Below are 16,957 nucleotides of genomic sequence, written 5' to 3' on the forward strand. Positions count from 1 at the left end.
TCTATGTTTATTAGTGAATATTGCCTTCATCAATTGAAGCACGCAATGCGTGAACAAAAGAATCAGCAATCAGCATCCGTTGAGCAGGGGCAATACTTGTATTAATTAAGTTTGTCACCATGTTCCCCAACACCATCAAAGAAAGATCTGTAGGAGTATGATGTTTTTCAAGAACGCTGACAAGTTCTGCTAATAACTGCTCAACTTGTTCATCACTATAACGGGATTTTTGTGGCATAAAATCAGAATTCCTACTAAATGAATAAAACGCTATATATTACCGTATTGTTGGGTCTTTTTCCGCTATTAAATTAATTAATTTTCCCTTGATACTGAAAGTGGGGAGTGTTTGAATACGCGCATGAGAAAGTGAAGGAATAAAGAGGACGACCATGAGTCTAGATATTAGTCAGTTAGTCTTACATCAGCTTATCAAGCGAGATGAGCAGACATTAGAAGTTGTGTTACGCGATTCAGTATTAGAGATTGAACCTGTTGTTCAGGAAATGATTGAAGAGTTGCATCGTGTCTACAGTGCAAAAAATAAAGCTTATGGTCTGTTTAATGAAGAAAGTGAATTAGCGCAAGCATTACGTTTACAGCGCAAAGGTGAAGAAAACTTTTTAGGTTTTTCGCGTGCAGCCACTGTGAGATTAAAAGATGAATTAGCAAAATACCCCTTTGCAGAAGGGGGAACCGTTCTCTTTTGTCATTATCGTTATTTGGCGGTGGATTATCTTTTAATTGCTGTATTGAGTAGTTGCAATAGCATGTGGGTGAATGACAGTCTTGATGTTTCATCAACACGCTATCTAGATATTCCTCATGCAGATATTATTGCTCGTATTGATTTAACTGAATGGGAAACGGCTCCAGACTCTCTGCGCTATTTAACTTTCTTAAAAGGTCGGGTAGGACGCAAAGTCTCTGACTTTTTTATGGACTTTTTAGGTGCTCAAGAAGGTTTAAACGCTAAAGTTCAAAACAAAGGTTTATTACAAGCTGTTGATGACTTTTGTGAAGCTTCCGAAATGGACAAGCAAGCACGTCAGACTTGTCGCGAACAAGTATATAGCTACTGTAATGAGCAATTACAATCTGGTGAAGAAATTGCCTTAACTGAGCTTGCTGAAGAGTTACCATCTTTGGGTGATCAAAACTTTGTTCAATTTACCGAAGAGAAGGGCTATGAATTAGCTGATACTTTTCCAGCTGATCGCAGTACCTTACGTCAATTAATGAAATATTCTGGTAGTGGCGGTGGATTAACTGTTAATTTTGATGCGAAATTATTGGGTGAAAGAATATTCTGGGATCCTGCAACAGATACACTCACGATCAAAGGTACTCCACCTAATTTACGTGATCAATTACAGCGTAGAGCATCAGAAAAATAATTACCTAGTAGAAACAAATAACGCCACATTAAGTGGCGTTACATGCTCGGCGTCCCGAAAAATAAAGCTCGAAGGGTGGCTTATTAAGCGCGCAGGAAGTCAATATGAGTAATTTTTGGCTTATACTCGTGACGTTGCACTGCTTTAACTTTAACTTTAGTTTCTTTACCATCGATTACCAGGTTAACGAAATCAGAATAGAATTCAGATTTGTGTTCTTGGTTGATCACTTCGTTGTGATCTAAATCGATAGCGATTGGCTCTTCATTTCCGCCATAAACGATAGCAGGAAAACGGTTAGCCACACGCAGGCGGCGGCTCGCACCCTTACCCTGCTCTTTACGTACAGTTGCATTAATAGTTAACATCTTTTTTCTCTTATGAAAAAGAAAGAAAATACATACTTGTTACAGGCGACCCAGCAACAAGCTCGAGATTTGGTTTATCTAAAAATAGATAAAGCGGGGCGCATTTTAACGAAAAAGTCCACTAACAGCAAATATAAATCCAGATTAATACAAGGTATCTGCTTTTCGATAGCGCCCGGTATAGTCAAAAATCTTATTTCTTATCTTCCAAAAATGCTCTTTTTTACCTTTATGAGCGACAATAAAATCAGGATGACGTAATAAATCGAACTGCTTAATAATATCATTAGCATTATGCCAAATAAAAGGAACGCCGGGTGCTCTCTGGTGTTCACGCAGAAACTTCAACTCAAATACTTTACGTTGTGCAGGGGTGGTTAAGCGAAAACGCTCTGATACTGAGGTGCCTTCTTCATCATAATAATTGATGTCTAACCATTCTCCTTTAGCATCATTCCCAGATTGAAATTGCATGCCACCACAGCGCAAAACAAGTGCTCCTTTTAGCTTTAATGCGGCTTTAAGCATATCATCAGGATCAACTAATATTTCATCACAGTGAACACAACGACGTGCTGCAATATCATTTTCTTCATTACAATGAGGGCATAATTTAAAGCGAAAGCGGAATTCACACTGCTGTTTTTGTCCATGTTCATTGAGTTCCCAGCCTTGGCAGCGTCGACCATAATGTTCAATAATATCGCCATCAGCATCGACTATTCCCCAAAAAGTATTAGCAAATTGGCAAACAGGGCAGAATACTTGCACAGGTTTGCTATTAGGGTTGGGTTTTTTAGTGCCAACTTCAGGAAGATAAAGATCATGAGGATTACCCGCATAATCTAAAATCAGACATTCGGTTTTTCCTGCAAATAATCTTAATCCACGTCCTACAATTTGTTGATATAAGCTGACTGATTCTGTTGGGCGTAAAATGGCGATTAAATCAACATGAGGTGCATCAAAGCCTGTTGTTAGCACAGCAACATTGACCATATAACGTAACTGTTGCTGTTTAAAACGTGAAATTAGCGTATCTCGTTCATGAGAAGGCGTATCCGCACTTACTAATGCCGCTTCATCTTGAGGCAAAAGAGAAAGAATTTCTTTTGCATGTTCAACGGTGGCTGCAAATATCATGACACCACGGCAGTTTTCTGCATATTCAATAATCTGTGAAACAATATGGGGAGTAATACGTTTTTGTCTTTTTATTTCACGATTAAGATCTTCTTCATTAAATATTCCATTTTGACTTGTTCGGACTTGGCTAAAGTCATATTGCAAAATAGGCATATCTAATCGAGTTGGGGGTACTAGAAAATGATTGCTTATCATATAACGTAAAGGCAATTCATAAATACAATCACGGAAAAAACACTCTTCATCACCTCTAATCATTCCGTGATAATGATATTGATAAATCCAACCCGTAGGTAAACGATAAGGTGTTGCAGTTAATCCCAAGATCCGTAATTTGGGATTAATGGATTGTAATTGTTTAATAACTTGTTGATATTGGCTATCTTTAGACAAACTAATACGATGACATTCATCGATTATAAGAAGCGAAAATGTATCATTAAATTGTGATAAATTACGTGCAACAGATTGCACACTACCAAAAACAACTTTTCCGCTACTCTCTTTTTGTTGTAAGCCTGCGGCATAAATATCCGCGGATAGACCATAAGCTTCATATTTGTTATGGTTCTGTTCGACTAATTCTTTTACGTGTGCCAAGACTAAGACACGTCCTCGCGCTCTTTTAGCAAGTTCTGCGATAACTAAACTTTTTCCTGCACCGGTGGGTAAGACTATCACCGCGGGTGTATTGTGTTGACGAAAATAAGAGATTGTCGCGTTAACGGCGTCAAGTTGATAAGGTCTGAGTGTAAATGCCATAACTCTACATAAGAAATCAAACAGGGCGTCAGCGTAGCATTTTTTTATAGATAGCGCGAATAAGGTAAGTGGTGTTTGATAAGTAAAGGATGTAATAGTTTATTTATAAATTAATTAGTTGTTTTATTGTTAATATTCATTTTTAATAGATACCTCATATCAGATGGTATTCATCCATTTTTCAGAGAAATTCATGCGATTAGATAAATTTTTATCCCAGCAATTGGGGATTAGCCGTAGCTTGATACTTCGTGAGTTAAGAGCAGGGCTTGTAACAATTGACGGTGAAATGGTAAAAAGCGGTTCCACCAAAATAGCACCAGAACAAGAAGTGGCTTATAACGGCAATGTGTTAACCCAGATTTTAGGGCCTCGTTATTTTATGTTGAATAAGCCTATTGGCTATGTGTGTTCAACAGATGATCCAGTTAATCCAACTATCCTTTATTTTATTGATGAGCCTCTGGCATATAAGTTACATGCCGCTGGACGTTTAGATATTGATACAACGGGGCTTGTATTATTGACTGATAATGGTCAGTGGTCACATCGTATTACAGCGCCAAAACATCATTGCGAAAAAACATATCATGTCACACTGGAAGAGCCAATTGCTGAAGGTGTTGCTGAACAGTTCCAAAAAGGTGTGCAACTGAATGGCGAAAAAGATCTGACTAAACCCGCTAAATTAGAAATTATTACACCTACAGAAGTGAAACTCACAATTAGTGAAGGTAAATATCATCAAGTAAAACGTATGTTTGCTGCTGTGGGTAATCATGTCAGCGCATTACATCGTGAGCGTATTGGGGATATTACATTAGATGAAACTTTAGCTGAGGGCGAATATCGTCCATTAACAGAAGAAGAGATCAACAGCATTCACTTACCTCAATAATTATTATCTGTCCTGTCGTCTTTGGGAGTTTATCTGCGTGCAACAGCAACGTTCGTCGTACCTTAGTCTCATTTTAATATTGGGACTTATTTCCATGCTTATGCCATTGGCTATAGATATGTATTTGCCAAGCTTACCTACTATTGCACAAGATTTTGGTGTGCCTAGCGGTAAAGTGCAAATGACATTAAGTATCTATATTTTTGGTTTTGCTATTGGGCAACTCGTTTATGGTCCTATGGCGGATAGTTTGGGACGTAAGCCTGTCATTTTGGGCGGTGTGATTGTTTTTGCTTTTGCCTCTAGTGCATGTGCATTATCTGAATCTATTGATATGCTAATTGGTATGCGTTTTCTCCATGGCTTTGCGGCAGCTGCTGCGAGTGTGGTTATTAATGCATTAATGAGAGATATGTTCTCTAGAGATGATTTCTCTAGAAGTATGTCTTTCGTTGCATTGGTGATGACGATTGCACCTTTATTAGCACCATTACTAGGTGCTTGGGTGATGAATTGGTTTTCATGGCATGCTATTTTTTGGAGTATTGCGATAGCCGCAGTAATTGCGGGTGCATTAATTGCATTTTATATTCCTGAAACCTTACCCAAAGAGCGCCGTCAGCGCTTTAGCTTAAGAGTAACATTTAGCCAATTTATTAGTTTGTTTAGAACTCGTCGTGTTCTTTGTTATATTCTGGCGTCAGGTTTTTCTTTTGCCGGTATGTTCTCATTTCTGAGTGCAGGGCCTTTTGTTTATATCGAATTACACGGTATTCCATTCGATCAATTTGGCTTGTACTTTGGTTTTAATATTATCTTTTTAATTGTCATGACAAGCATAAATGGGCGATATGTTCGCCGATTTGGTGCGTTGAAGATGTTGCGTTTAGGGCTAACCATTCAATGTATTATGGGGATCTTTCTATTATTAGTTGTTGCCCTTAATTTACATTTCTATTATCTCGTTGTGGGAGTAGCGATGTATGTTGGTGGTATTGCAATGATCACATCAAACGCCATGGCTGTTATTCTTGATGATTATCCACATATGGCAGGAACGGTTTCTTCTTTGGCAGGAACTGTACGCTTTGGTGTTGGAGCTTTAGTTGGAACGGCTATTGCTATGTTCCCAGCAAAATCAGAATGGCCAATGGTAAGTGCTATGGCTTTTTGTGTGCTATTTGCTATGGGCTTTATTTTACTTGCGCGCCGTTACAAATAAGAATATCACGCTATAAATAAGAGAAATTTATAGCGTGCTTCTCCTTTTTCTCCTTTACTTCCCCTGAACAGACCGCATTTTCCTCTACTGTACTTCATGAATCGTTTCAAATTAGTGTGCTTTTTTGATTTGAATCAATACTCAATGTTGTTGTTTTGTTAAATTAAGTAAAATTTATTTTAATAATCATCTATTATTGTTTTGTTGGTATGAAACATAGTGATAAAAATTGATGAATTGTTTTACTTGAATGCGTAATATTTTATACAATTATTTTATATGGTTGATAAAATGTTAAAAAAATGAAAGAATAATTGAAGAGATTAATCATCGTAGAAATGAATACGTACAAACGCTAAGCTAAATAAATGGTTTGATACGTCTCTTCGCTTTTTTTGTAAAATAATTGTAATAATTATGTTTTATGATTAGCAAGGTTTTAATATGACGTGTGAGCAAGTCAGTTCAAACTCGTATTGATGATGTATTAAATTAACGTGTTGATGAAACAGGATTGATTTGTGGATAATGTACAACTTTCGGTAGTTCATAAGCTGCCGCTGAGTTATCGGTGGCTAGCAGGCTTTGCAGGTACAAGAGTAGAGATACTGCCTGAAAATGATGCTGGAAAGCAAAATACACTGATTGGCTTAAAATTATTAAGTCATGATGGTATGACACTGGATGAAGCAATACAGAATTTGCGTCAGTATCTGAGTAATCTCCATATTGATAGCGTTGTGATTGAGTGGGATGGCGTGCCATGCCTTTTTTTATGTAGTGATGATGAATGTGCAGCGCTGTGTTGCTTAAAGAATGCAGGTGTTGCCATTGCTGAACCATTTCCAACAGCGTACTCTTATTTATAACATTACCTATTGTTATAAAACTGACGTGATGATTGTGTGATTTACAAAATGACGAAAGAACACAAAAAAGCCTCATTATTTGATAATGAGGCTTTTTATTTGCAATAAGATATAAGGGAATAAATTATCTTAATACACTTTTCGAAAAGTTGTTCTCAGCAAGAGTTGCATCATTGTTTTCTATAACACGTCTTGCCGCATAAAAACGCTTATTCCAGTAGACATTAGACATTTCTGACACTGTCACACCGTTGCTGGTGGATGCGTGTACAAATTTATCATTTCCAATATAAATACCAACATGGCGCATAGTACGGCCTGTCTTAAATAGAACTAAATCACCTGCTTGTAATTTTGATTTGTTAACCTGAGTACCTGAGAATTGTTGGTCTGAGGTTGAGCGAGGTAGTTCTACGCCGAATTGGTCAAGGAAGGTCCTTTGTACAAAGGCAGAGCAGTCGATGCCTTTTTTAGTATCTCCGCCTAAACGATAAGCGACGCCTTTCCAGTCTGCATATTGGTCAAGTATCTTAGATTTTATATCGAGATTCTTCACCAATGATTCAAATTCATCTTGAGATGCTTGGGAAATAGAAGTGCTTGATGATGTATTAAGTGGGGTAGTGCTTGAATTCGCTAAGCGTGAATTTGCGTTCTGTGAGCTACAGGCCGATAGCGTAGCTACAACAATGAACGCCGGTATGAGCTTAAGCATCCTCATATACGGTTTTGTTCTCATTGTGACAGATTTCCCTTACATCCTTACGTGCAGAAGCGCACCTAAATTATTCACCAAATAACCAGAGAATATAGTGTAATTTAACTCTGGCAACCCTATTTCGCGAAAAACGTGCTCTAAAGCACGTAAATATCCACATTAAACAATAAATAATGAGGAAACCAGAAAAGTGTACAGAAATAGGCGTTAAATGGCGAGAGAAAAGAAGCTTAATTTACAAAACATTAGATAATAAAGTGCTAATACTTAAAATAGATCTCATTTTGTCATCATAATATCATTTAAATGTCAAAAAATGACCAAAAGAATAAGCGCCATTATGTTTGCACTTATTCTTTTTTAATTAATCAGAGGTGTTTTTTCTTTTATTTTTTAAATGGAAGATATTTTTCTAATTGTCTGACAATAACATCTGATAATGGTGTGATTAATAACCAACTTGTTGTGATTAGAGTTAAAGAAATAGAACCCACTAATATATCAGAAGCCCAATGCGCACCAGCCATTACTCGTGGTAATGCGAACACAACGGTAATAAGTAGTGCCCATAAGAAAGCACGGAATGAAAGATAACGTAATATAAAGCTACAAAAGATAAGTAACATTAAGCCATGATCGCCAGGGAAGCTGTCACCAGAGGCATCTTTTGTTGGAATTCCAGTTACAACACCCACTCTATGTGCATCTTGAAAATAAAGTGTTGGGCTAGGTCTTTCTATTGGAATGTTTTGTCCAATTTGATTAATCAGTACAGCGCTGATCACCATCACTAATCCTACAATTATAAGATGGCGTTTACCTTTATAATCTTTTTGACGAAAAGTATTGTAATAAAGTGCGCCCATAGCTAACAAAATGACTAAATCAAATTTTCTATTATTAACGTAAGCCACAAAAGTTGCGAAAAAAGTATCAGGTAAAATATGTTGATTAAAATAATAAAAAATATGGGTGTCTATTGATAGCCAAAATCCATGTTGTGCAGGAAGATACCAAGAGAGGAAAATAATGAGGCCCACTAGGTTAAGTAGAAAAATAGCGAGGGCTTTTTGGTAAAAATTAGAAAGTTTCATAGTAATCAAATGACAAATTTCACATGTTTTTGGTGATCTAGATCACAATAAGTTTAAGTTTAAGTTTGATTATAGGACTATAGTCAAAATAAAAAAATATATCTTTGCAATTTATTGCTTAGATAAATGTTACCCATTCGTTTCGTTTTTGTTATCTCTATTCGTTCTTACTTAACTTAAATTTAGAGTGTTTTTTCTTGATAGTCTTAATTTGAGCGTCTTATAATTTTTTTCTATTCTTTAATTAAAGATAAAAATTAAATAAATAAAGTAACAAGCCGATATTAGTTATGACTTTAATAACATATTGGCTTGTCAGATTTCTACGCCCAATAATCAGAGGAGATTAGTTTTGAAGAAGCTTTATATTGCATCTATGTGCTTGTCTTTATTATTAAGCGCACCTTCATTTGGTAAGGAAAATAAAGTTATAGGCTCCGGAACAATCACTTTTGTTGGTGCGATTGTTGAGGGCAATTGTTTAATGGATACAGATAAAAATACCTTTAAAACAAAGTGTTGGAATGGTAGTGAAATGCAAGAATCTCAATATAAGTTAGAAAGGAATAAACAATTTAGCTCGAAATTGATTAACAACAAAGGTTCTATGGATATTAAGTGGATTAATGACAATTTAGCTATAATGAATATTGTTTATAATTAATCGCATAAGATTAGAATAATAACAATAATTGTATTAATTAAATAAAATTTTAATGCTTTTATAAAAAAGTTATTAAAGTTACAAATATTTGACTTAAGTTTGATCAACGTTGATTTCTTATTTATAAACATCGAACACTTATATTTGATAGACATCAAATATTCTTCTTATGTCTATATGAATGTCATATTTTATTGCTATGATGAAAATATGTCGGGTAGGTGTGATCCTCATACCTGCTAGCGCAAACAAGAAGTGAGGTCGTTATGAGAAAATATCTGACCGTAGTATGCAGTCTTCTCGTTTCCAGTTCGATATCATTAGCTTGGGCATCTGATCCCATGCAAACAACAGGTCAGATTTATCTGCGGGGTGCGATTGTTGATCCTGCGTGTGAAATGAATTTCACATTAGATAAAGCTGAATACCAGTGTTACAAACACAACAAAGTGTTTACATCTACTCAATCCATTGTTCCTGCTTCTTTTGATAAATCCCAACAAATGATTATTTTGCCTCAAGATATGGGCCAAGCAGAGATCCGTTGGATGGATGATACGCAAAAAAATGGCGTTATTGACGTTCAATACTTTTAAAGCATCAATGGGTTGCAGATAAAAGTAACAAAGATAAACAAGTCAAATAATCGTTTGTCACATTGGGTTTCTTACGATTATCTGACCTATTTAGAGCAACATTAGCAATACGCTAATGAGTCGATGTTTTGACTATTGATTAGTCAGCTCGTCCCATATAGCGACGTTCTGCAATATGGATACGCACTTTATCGCCAGTAGAAAGGTACTCAGGAACCTGAATAACTAATCCTGTTGGTAATGTTGCCGGTTTAGTACGCGCACTTGCTGATGCACCTTTAATACCTGGAACAGTTTCAACAATTTCCATATCAACAGTTTGTGGTAGCTCTAATGCTAAAACCTGACCATCCATTGTTAATACTTGCATTCCCGCTAAGCCTTCTTCAGGAATAAACAGTAATTCGTCTTCGATTTGATCTTTTTTGAAGGTATAAGGAGTGTAATCTTCGTTGTCCATAAAGATATACTCATCACCATCAATGTAAGAAAAGCTAACAGCACGACGAGTTAAGTTGATGGTATCAACCATATCATCGCCTTTAAAACGTTCTTCTACTTTTTGGCCTGTACGGATATCGGTAAAACGCATTTTATACAGAGTACTTGCGCCTCGAGCACTTGGTGCTTGAATGTCGATATCTTTTACCAGTAATAATTTGTTGTTATAACTAACAGCCATACCACGCTTAATTTCATTGGCTTTTGCCATATAAAACCTTCCATTAAATAACATTGATGATAATGGCGACAAAATTACTCGCAGTGCAGAAACTTGGCAAGTTATTCACGTAATTTTTTTATAAGATTTGATGAAAAAATAAAGCCAGCAATGCTGGCTTTTAGTGAAGTGATTAGCGGTAGATAGGAAGAAGATTAAAATTTGCTAAAATATGTGCACTCGCATTGATGATGCCAAACAAAATAACAAATCCAATCATAAACATACCACCTGGAGCCTTAAAGCTCTGACCTTGATGACGTTGGCGACTGGCCTTTGCCATTAAGGCTGGAATAATTGCAGCCCAAATAGTTGCTGCGAGTCCTGCAAATCCAATGGCATATAAGAAACCATCAGGGAAAATAATAGCTAAAATAGTCGGTGGTATAAACGTCACAAGTGCAGATTTAAATCGACCACTTCCTGTATTGGAAAATTTAAAGAAATCCGCTAAGTAATCGAATAATCCTAATGAAACACCTAAGAATGAGCTTGCTAATGCCATATAAGAGAACAAATCTAGTAACAGTGATACAGTCGCATTGGCAGTTGTTGAACGCATTTGTGCTAATAAATTACCAATATTCCCACCATCAGCAATGACTTGTTTGAATCCTTCACGAGGAATATTACCTTGTACAACAAACTGCCATAAAATATAAATTGCCAGTGAAATCAGTGTACCAATCAACAAGCTTTTCATGACGGCTTTGCCATCTTTACGGTAATACGTTACTAAGCCTGGAATATTGCCATGATAGCCAAATGAGGTCAGTAAGTAAGGGAGTGCAGCTAAAGCATAAGGCAAGTAACTCGCATTACTTTCATTTGTATTAAATAACACAGGCATTTTTACTTCTGTAAATAATCCACCAATGGCTAATACAAACGCAATTACCATACCGCCAATTAAAATGGTGCTTAATCTATCCACTGCACGTGTTGATAACCAAACAAAGAAAGCAACAATTAATGCAAAGACTAAGCCCGCAATAGCTTGCGATACACTGATGATGCCTGCAAAATTTTGTACGATAATGGAGCTACCCGCAGAAATATAAGCGTAAGTTAAAATATAAAGCACAAACGCAATGGAAAGCCCATTAATAGTGCTCCAGCCTTTTCCTAATAGATCTTTGGTGATGGTGTGAAAACTTGAACCTAGAGGATAATGAAGATTCACTTCTAAGATCATTAATCCCGACATAAATAGGCAAAACCAAGTATAAATTAACAAAAAAATAGACCCGGTAAACCAGACACCGGAAGTCACAATCGGAATGGAAAACATGCCAGCACCGACAGCGGTGCCTGCAATGATCATTGCGCCACCAAGTATGGATGGACGCTTTGTTATTGATGTGACTTCTGACATAAGATGTCCTTATTAAATTGACTCAGTGTACTAGCTTGATGGTGTAAAGAATACACGTTTGTATTCAGAGTGTAAATAGAGGTTATTGTGCTTTATAAAAGAAAAAAGTGAGTAAAAATAATACAGTAGAAGGAGGCGATCATATAAATCAATAGATTAGTGTAAGCATTATCAGAAATGATAAAGAAATTGAGAGTTAAATAAGTGTTTTTTTAAGCAAGATTAAACGTTGAAACCATTATTCTGAACAAAAATTATTCAGAATAATGAGGGTGATAGGAGAAAGTTAGCCTTGGTAAAATTGTTTATTTTTCCATAATGTAATGGAATTACGGCTGGCTTCAAAATGAGGTTCAGGTAAATCATTCGGAGAACACCAGCGGATCTCAGAACATTTGTCTGGCTCCATTAATTTGGGCTCATCGCCTTGGTATTGTGCAATCATGCAAATAGAAACTGTGTGTTTGCCTTCTAATTGGTAAGTTTCTAAGTTATTACTAATACCAATTACTTTAGGTGATGTAATAGTAATGCCAATTTCTTCTTTTATTTCGCGAATGGCACATTGTTCAAAAGTCTCACCATCATCGACATGACCACCAAAAATTGACCAATAAGGTGCGTGTGTGCCACAGCGTTTTCCTAATAACACTTCACCTTTTTCATTTACAATAATCACGCCAACACCGACCACAACTGACATTCTAGGCTCCTTATTTTTTATATAGTTATTGATAATGGATAGCTAAGTCATTTTTTATGAGCGTTATTGTCCTTGGCAAAGAGTAAGAGTCAAGGAGAACTGATGCAATTTCACTGAATTAAAGGTTAATTAGTGCTATATATAGCCCCTAAATATTCATAATAAAAACGATTGGAGAGTAAAGACATGAGTCGCCGTGTCGCTACGATCACTTTAAATCCTGCCTATGATCTTGTTGGTGCTTGTTCAGCGATTGACGTAGGTGGTGTTAATTTAGTCCGAACAGCTGGACTTAATCCCGCAGGGAAAGGTAATAATGTCGCGAAAGTCTTACGTGATTTGGGGATAGATATTACCGTCAGCGGATTTATGGGACGCGAAAATCAAGAAGAGTTTCAGCATTTTTTTAGTGAAAATGGGATGGCTAACCGTTTTTATCTGGTATCTGGCCGTACACGCATTAATGTGAAATTGACGGAAGGAAAAGGGCAGGTTACTGATTTTAATTTTTCAGGGTTTACAGTATCACCACAAGATTGGCAACGCTTTGCAGTAGACTCACTTAATTGGCTGGGGCATTTTGATATGGTGGTTGTTAGTGGCAGCCTACCGAATGGTGTTGATCCTGAAGCTTTTACACAGTGGATGATTAAATTAAGGCAGTTGTGCCCTTGTATTATTTTTGATAGTAGTCGTGATGCATTAGTGGCGGGATTAAAAGCCGCACCTTGGTTAATAAAACCGAACCATAGGGAGTTAGAAGCCTGGGTTGGACATTCACTGACTGAAATGACAGATATTATTAAAGCAGCGCATCAATTGAGGGATAAGGGCATTGCACATGTTGTTATTTCATTAGGAGAAAGAGGGGCATTATGGGTAAATGCTTCTGGTGCTTGGCTAGCTAAACCTCCGTATTGTGATGTCGTAAGCACTGTGGGAGCTGGTGATTCGATGGTTGCGGGATTAGTTTACGGTTTATTGATGAGCCAAACTAGTGAACATACGCTACGTTTAGCAACGGCCATCTCTGCGTTATCTGTGAGTCAGCCTGATGTTGGAATTAAAGATAGAAGTCAACTTGCTCAGATGATGACTAAAATTGAGTTAACACCAATTAAGTAATGCTCTTTGCGGTTTATTTTGAGATAAACCGCAAAGAATACCAAATTTAGGCTTGTTGTGATTTTAACCAGGCAATTTCATCAGGCCAAATATCAGGATTAATTGTTTCTAAAATTAGTGGAATACCATCAAAACGCTTATCCTGCATAATATAGCTAAATGGTACTTTACCAATATTACCTTCGCCTAAGCTATGGTGACGGTCAACTCGACTTGCTAATTCACTTTTAGCATCATTTAAGTGCATCGCTTTTAAGTATTGAAAACCGACAATTTTTTCAAATTCTGCAAAGGTTTTTTCACACTCTTCATGGGTTCTTAAATCATAACCAGCAGCGAAGGTGTGACAAGTATCAATACAAACACCAACGCGAGATTTATCTTCAACACCGTCAATAATCGCCGCAAGATGTTCGAAACGATAACCCAAATTAGTGCCTTGGCCAGCTGTATTTTCAATAACAGCAGTAACATTTTTTGTTTTTTCTAAAGTGATGTTGATTGACTGAGCTATTTTATGTAAGCACTTATCAACATCAATTTTATTTAAGTGGCTACCAGGATGAAAATTAAGTAATTCAATGCCAAGTTGTTCGCAACGTTGCATTTCATCTAGAAATGCGTCTCTTGATTTTTCAAGCGCTTCTTCTTCAGGATGGCCTAAATTAATTAGATAACTGTCATGGGGTAAAATTTGAGAAGGGCCATAACCATAAAGTTCACAGTTCTTTTTAAATTTATCAATGACTTCTGTGGATAATGGTGCGGCTTTCCACTGGCGCTGGTTTTTAGTAAAAAGAGCAAACGCAGTGGCTTTGATTTCATGTGCGCGTAATACCGCCTGATCAACACCACCAGCAGCACTGACATGTGCGCCAACAAATTTCATTATTTCTCTCCTTAGATTTATTTTACACCATGATAACAAACATACAGCATATAACATCATATTGAGGTGATAAAAGCAAAAAAGCGCAACTAAGAATAGTTGCGCAATAATGAAAAGTGCTTCTCAAGGCGAAATTTTAAAGGTGATGAATTTTTATCGATATTCTTATTAAGACATCAACACAGTTTGAATAAAGATATTAATTATCACACCACCAAGGGTTAACCAGAAGAATAAGAATAAAGCTAACAATAACGGTTTGACACCAGCTTGTCGGATAGCGCTAATATGTGTTGTTAAACCTAATGCCACCATTGCCATTGCTAATAGAATGGTATCGATAGTTACAATGTAACTAACAATAGACGCTGGAATTAAATTTAAAGAGTTAAAGCCAGCCATTAAAATAAAAAATACGGCAAACCAAGGAATAGTGATTGGGCTTTTTTCAGCTGCTTGTGCGCCATTGTTTGCCTTGCTTTTCTTTTTACTTAAATAAGTTGAAAGAATAATTAAGAATGGTGCCAGCATCATTACGCGGATCATTTTACTAATAACTGCTGCATTTTCAGCGTCAGGGCTAATTGAGTGTCCTACGGCAACGACTTGAGCTACTTCATGAATGGTTGAACCTGAAAAAATACCAAAGGTTTCTTCTGTAAATGGTAACCAGCCAGCAAATGCATTTAAGTGATAGAACCAAGGATAAAGGAAAATACCAATAGTCCCAAAAATCACAACAGTAGATACCGCAACAGCTACTTGGCTTGCTTGTGCTTTAACAACCGGCTCTGTCGCCATAACAGCCGCCGCACCACAAATACTGCTACCCGCACCAATTAAGATCACTGTTTGTTCATCTAAGCCGAAATATTTTCGACCAATCCACATTGCAATAAGAAACGTCGATGTCAGCATAATTGCATCTATAATTAAACCCGTTGCACCCACATCGGCAATTTGCTGAAACGTCAGCCTGAAACCATACAAAATAATACCTGTGCGTAATAAATAGTGTTTGGCGAATTTGACGCCTTCATCACTATAAGGTTTTGCAACAGGATAAAGCGTATTACCAATAATAATGCCGAATAAAATCGCCAGCGTTAATGCGCCTAACCCCATACTAGAAAACCAAGGAATATCACCAACATAAATAGCAAGCGCAGTTAATACACCTGTTAGTAATAAACCAGGAAGCCAGCGATAGACTGGAGTAAAACATTTTTTCGCCAATGTAATAGGTTGACTTTGCTCTGACATAGAAAAACCTTGCTTATATGAATTTCGCATAAGCATATAACAATCAATCTTATTTATTAAACTCATTATTTTTATAATAATAACCAGTAAAAGTAATATGCGTGTATTTTCTTAAATGTACTTGGTATGTTACTGGTTTGTGGATAGTATGTTATTACAATGATGGCTCAAAGGTGGAATGGACATGCGAATTACGTTGCGGCAACTGGAAGTCTTTACTGAAGTTCTCAAAAGTGGTTCTACAACGCAAGCATCACAACAGCTTGCTCTATCTCAATCTGCTGTCAGTGCTTCTTTAACTGATCTAGAAAGCCAATTAGGGGTACAGCTTTTTGATAGGGTGGGAAAACGTCTTGTTACGAATGAACATGGTCGATTACTTTATCCCAGAGCATTATCTTTACTTGAACGTGCAATCGAAGTTGAACAACTATTTCAAGCAGGAAATGGTGCCTTACGTATTGCTGCAAGTACCACAATAGGTAATTACATTCTTCCAAAAATGCTGGGTAATTTTCATCGTAATTATCCTGATATTCCATTAGAAATGAGCATTGGTAATACAGAAGAAGTCGTTAAGCTCGTGAGTGAATTCAGGGTTGATTTGGGATTAATTGAAGGTGCTTGTCAAAGTTCTGAGTTAATTAGTCAAAAATGGCTCCTAGATGAAATGGTTATTTTTTGCTCACCAGATCATCCTTTAGCTAAAGCAGCAAAAGTGACTTTAGCTGATTTACAATCAGCACCTTGGATCTTGCGAGAAAATGGTTCAGGGACTCGAGATGTTCTTAATCATCTTCTTTTTGCTTCTTTACCAGGCTATCGCATTGAAATGGAATTAGGTAATTCAGAAGCGATAAAACACGCAGTTATGTATGAAATGGGTATCAGTTGTTTATCTCGTCGAGTTATTGAGGAACAGATTAATAACGGTTCATTAAAAGAGATAAAAGTAGAAGGATTGGCATTACAACGTACCTTATATCTGGTTTATCATCGCCAAAAACATGTGTCTGATGCACTGAAAAAATTGCTGACATATTGTAATGCTGAACACTTAATCGGCAATTTTTCATAAATTGCTAATAATTGACGCCCGATTATGAAGGTATCTTATAATCATGGATACTTGCTATTCACGAACGAC

The 16,957-nt window shown here is 36.7% G+C and carries 18 protein-coding genes; 8 read left to right on the forward strand and 10 right to left on the reverse strand.

Translation table 11 applies throughout. The annotated features are described in order from the left end of the window. Nucleotides 1-10: 10 nt before the first annotated feature. Nucleotides 11-238, reverse strand: a complete 228-nt coding sequence (locus DK866_RS10625) for a YejL family protein (protein WP_004247042.1) — start codon at nt 236-238, stop codon at nt 11-13. Between the two features lie 154 nt (nt 239-392). On the opposite strand from DK866_RS10625, the gene yejK reads away from it, so the two are divergent. Further along, entirely contained in the window at nt 393-1,397 is a 1,005-nt protein-coding gene (yejK, locus tag DK866_RS10630; protein WP_109408876.1) for a nucleoid-associated protein YejK, read from the forward strand. An 83-nt stretch (nt 1,398-1,480) separates the two neighbouring features. Here the strand turns inward: yejK and rplY are convergent, their stop codons facing one another. Together rplY and DK866_RS10640 are read right to left on the reverse strand one after the other, a co-directional pair. After that, on the reverse strand, nt 1,481-1,765 hold the full coding sequence (rplY, locus tag DK866_RS10635; protein WP_006537318.1) for a 50S ribosomal protein L25: 285 nt from the start codon (nt 1,763-1,765) through the stop codon (nt 1,481-1,483). 144 nt (nt 1,766-1,909) lie between these two features. After that, the gene (locus DK866_RS10640; RefSeq protein WP_109408877.1) at nt 1,910-3,673 is read right to left on the reverse strand and encodes a DEAD/DEAH box helicase; all 1,764 of its coding nucleotides are present in this window, start codon (nt 3,671-3,673) and stop codon (nt 1,910-1,912) included. Nucleotides 3,674-3,866: 193 nt separating this feature from the next. Between DK866_RS10640 and rsuA the strand changes: the two genes are divergently transcribed. The 3 genes from rsuA (at nt 3,867) to DK866_RS10655 (ending at nt 6,662) form a co-directional block, all read left to right on the forward strand. Then, nucleotides 3,867-4,571: a 16S rRNA pseudouridine(516) synthase RsuA gene (gene rsuA, locus DK866_RS10645; protein ID WP_109408878.1), complete on the forward strand. Its 705-nt coding sequence runs from the start codon at nt 3,867-3,869 to the stop codon at nt 4,569-4,571. 37 nt (nt 4,572-4,608) lie between these two features. Continuing rightward, on the forward strand, nt 4,609-5,793 hold the full coding sequence (locus DK866_RS10650) for a Bcr/CflA family multidrug efflux MFS transporter (protein ID WP_109408879.1): 1,185 nt from the start codon (nt 4,609-4,611) through the stop codon (nt 5,791-5,793). A 521-nt stretch (nt 5,794-6,314) separates the two neighbouring features. Then, nucleotides 6,315-6,662: a YejG family protein gene (locus DK866_RS10655; protein ID WP_072069943.1), complete on the forward strand. Its 348-nt coding sequence runs from the start codon at nt 6,315-6,317 to the stop codon at nt 6,660-6,662. A gap of 124 nt (nt 6,663-6,786) precedes the next feature. Here DK866_RS10655 and mepS read toward each other — a convergent pair whose 3' ends face one another. Together mepS and DK866_RS10665 are read right to left on the reverse strand one after the other, a co-directional pair. Next, a complete protein-coding gene (gene mepS / locus DK866_RS10660) occupies nt 6,787-7,401 on the reverse strand; it encodes a bifunctional murein DD-endopeptidase/murein LD-carboxypeptidase (RefSeq protein ID WP_072069942.1) in 615 nt (204 codons plus the stop codon). Nucleotides 7,402-7,766: 365 nt separating this feature from the next. Next, the gene (locus tag DK866_RS10665) at nt 7,767-8,474 is read right to left on the reverse strand and encodes a phosphatase PAP2 family protein (RefSeq protein ID WP_109408880.1); all 708 of its coding nucleotides are present in this window, start codon (nt 8,472-8,474) and stop codon (nt 7,767-7,769) included. 352 nt (nt 8,475-8,826) lie between these two features. On the opposite strand from DK866_RS10665, the gene DK866_RS10670 reads away from it, so the two are divergent. Then, complete coding sequence (locus DK866_RS10670; protein ID WP_109408881.1) at nt 8,827-9,138, forward strand: hypothetical protein; 312 nt, start codon at nt 8,827-8,829, stop codon at nt 9,136-9,138. A gap of 266 nt (nt 9,139-9,404) precedes the next feature. Next, entirely contained in the window at nt 9,405-9,734 is a 330-nt protein-coding gene (locus DK866_RS10675) for a hypothetical protein (RefSeq protein WP_109408882.1), read from the forward strand. Nucleotides 9,735-9,873: 139 nt separating this feature from the next. On the opposite strand, the gene yeiP is transcribed toward DK866_RS10675, so the two are convergent. The 3 genes from yeiP to DK866_RS10690 all read right to left on the reverse strand — a co-directional run bounded on the left by yeiP (nt 9,874) and on the right by DK866_RS10690 (nt 12,533). Then, nucleotides 9,874-10,446, reverse strand: a complete 573-nt coding sequence (yeiP, locus tag DK866_RS10680) for an elongation factor P-like protein YeiP (RefSeq protein ID WP_072069938.1) — start codon at nt 10,444-10,446, stop codon at nt 9,874-9,876. Nucleotides 10,447-10,588: 142 nt separating this feature from the next. Continuing rightward, a complete protein-coding gene (gene mtr / locus DK866_RS10685; protein ID WP_109408883.1) occupies nt 10,589-11,830 on the reverse strand; it encodes a tryptophan permease in 1,242 nt (413 codons plus the stop codon). A 286-nt stretch (nt 11,831-12,116) separates the two neighbouring features. Beyond that, nucleotides 12,117-12,533: a nucleotide triphosphate diphosphatase NUDT15 gene (locus DK866_RS10690; protein ID WP_109408884.1), complete on the reverse strand. Its 417-nt coding sequence runs from the start codon at nt 12,531-12,533 to the stop codon at nt 12,117-12,119. Between the two features lie 186 nt (nt 12,534-12,719). Between DK866_RS10690 and fruK the strand changes: the two genes are divergently transcribed. Then, on the forward strand, nt 12,720-13,658 hold the full coding sequence (gene fruK, locus DK866_RS10695; protein ID WP_109408885.1) for a 1-phosphofructokinase: 939 nt from the start codon (nt 12,720-12,722) through the stop codon (nt 13,656-13,658). Nucleotides 13,659-13,704: 46 nt separating this feature from the next. Here the strand turns inward: fruK and nfo are convergent, their stop codons facing one another. Both nfo and DK866_RS10705 read right to left on the reverse strand, forming a co-directional pair. Beyond that, nucleotides 13,705-14,547: a deoxyribonuclease IV gene (nfo, locus tag DK866_RS10700; RefSeq protein ID WP_109408886.1), complete on the reverse strand. Its 843-nt coding sequence runs from the start codon at nt 14,545-14,547 to the stop codon at nt 13,705-13,707. 168 nt (nt 14,548-14,715) lie between these two features. After that, the gene (locus DK866_RS10705; RefSeq protein WP_162557002.1) at nt 14,716-15,810 is read right to left on the reverse strand and encodes a YeiH family protein; all 1,095 of its coding nucleotides are present in this window, start codon (nt 15,808-15,810) and stop codon (nt 14,716-14,718) included. Between the two features lie 184 nt (nt 15,811-15,994). Here DK866_RS10705 and yieE point away from each other — a divergent pair, with 184 nt between their 5' ends. Further along, nucleotides 15,995-16,888, forward strand: a complete 894-nt coding sequence (gene yieE, locus DK866_RS10710; protein WP_109408888.1) for a DNA-binding transcriptional regulator YeiE — start codon at nt 15,995-15,997, stop codon at nt 16,886-16,888. The last annotated feature ends 69 nt before the right edge of the window (nt 16,889-16,957 follow it).

The sequence above is a fragment of the Proteus genomosp. 4 str. ATCC 51469 genome (assembly GCF_003144375.1).
Lineage (GTDB): Bacteria > Pseudomonadota > Gammaproteobacteria > Enterobacterales > Enterobacteriaceae > Proteus.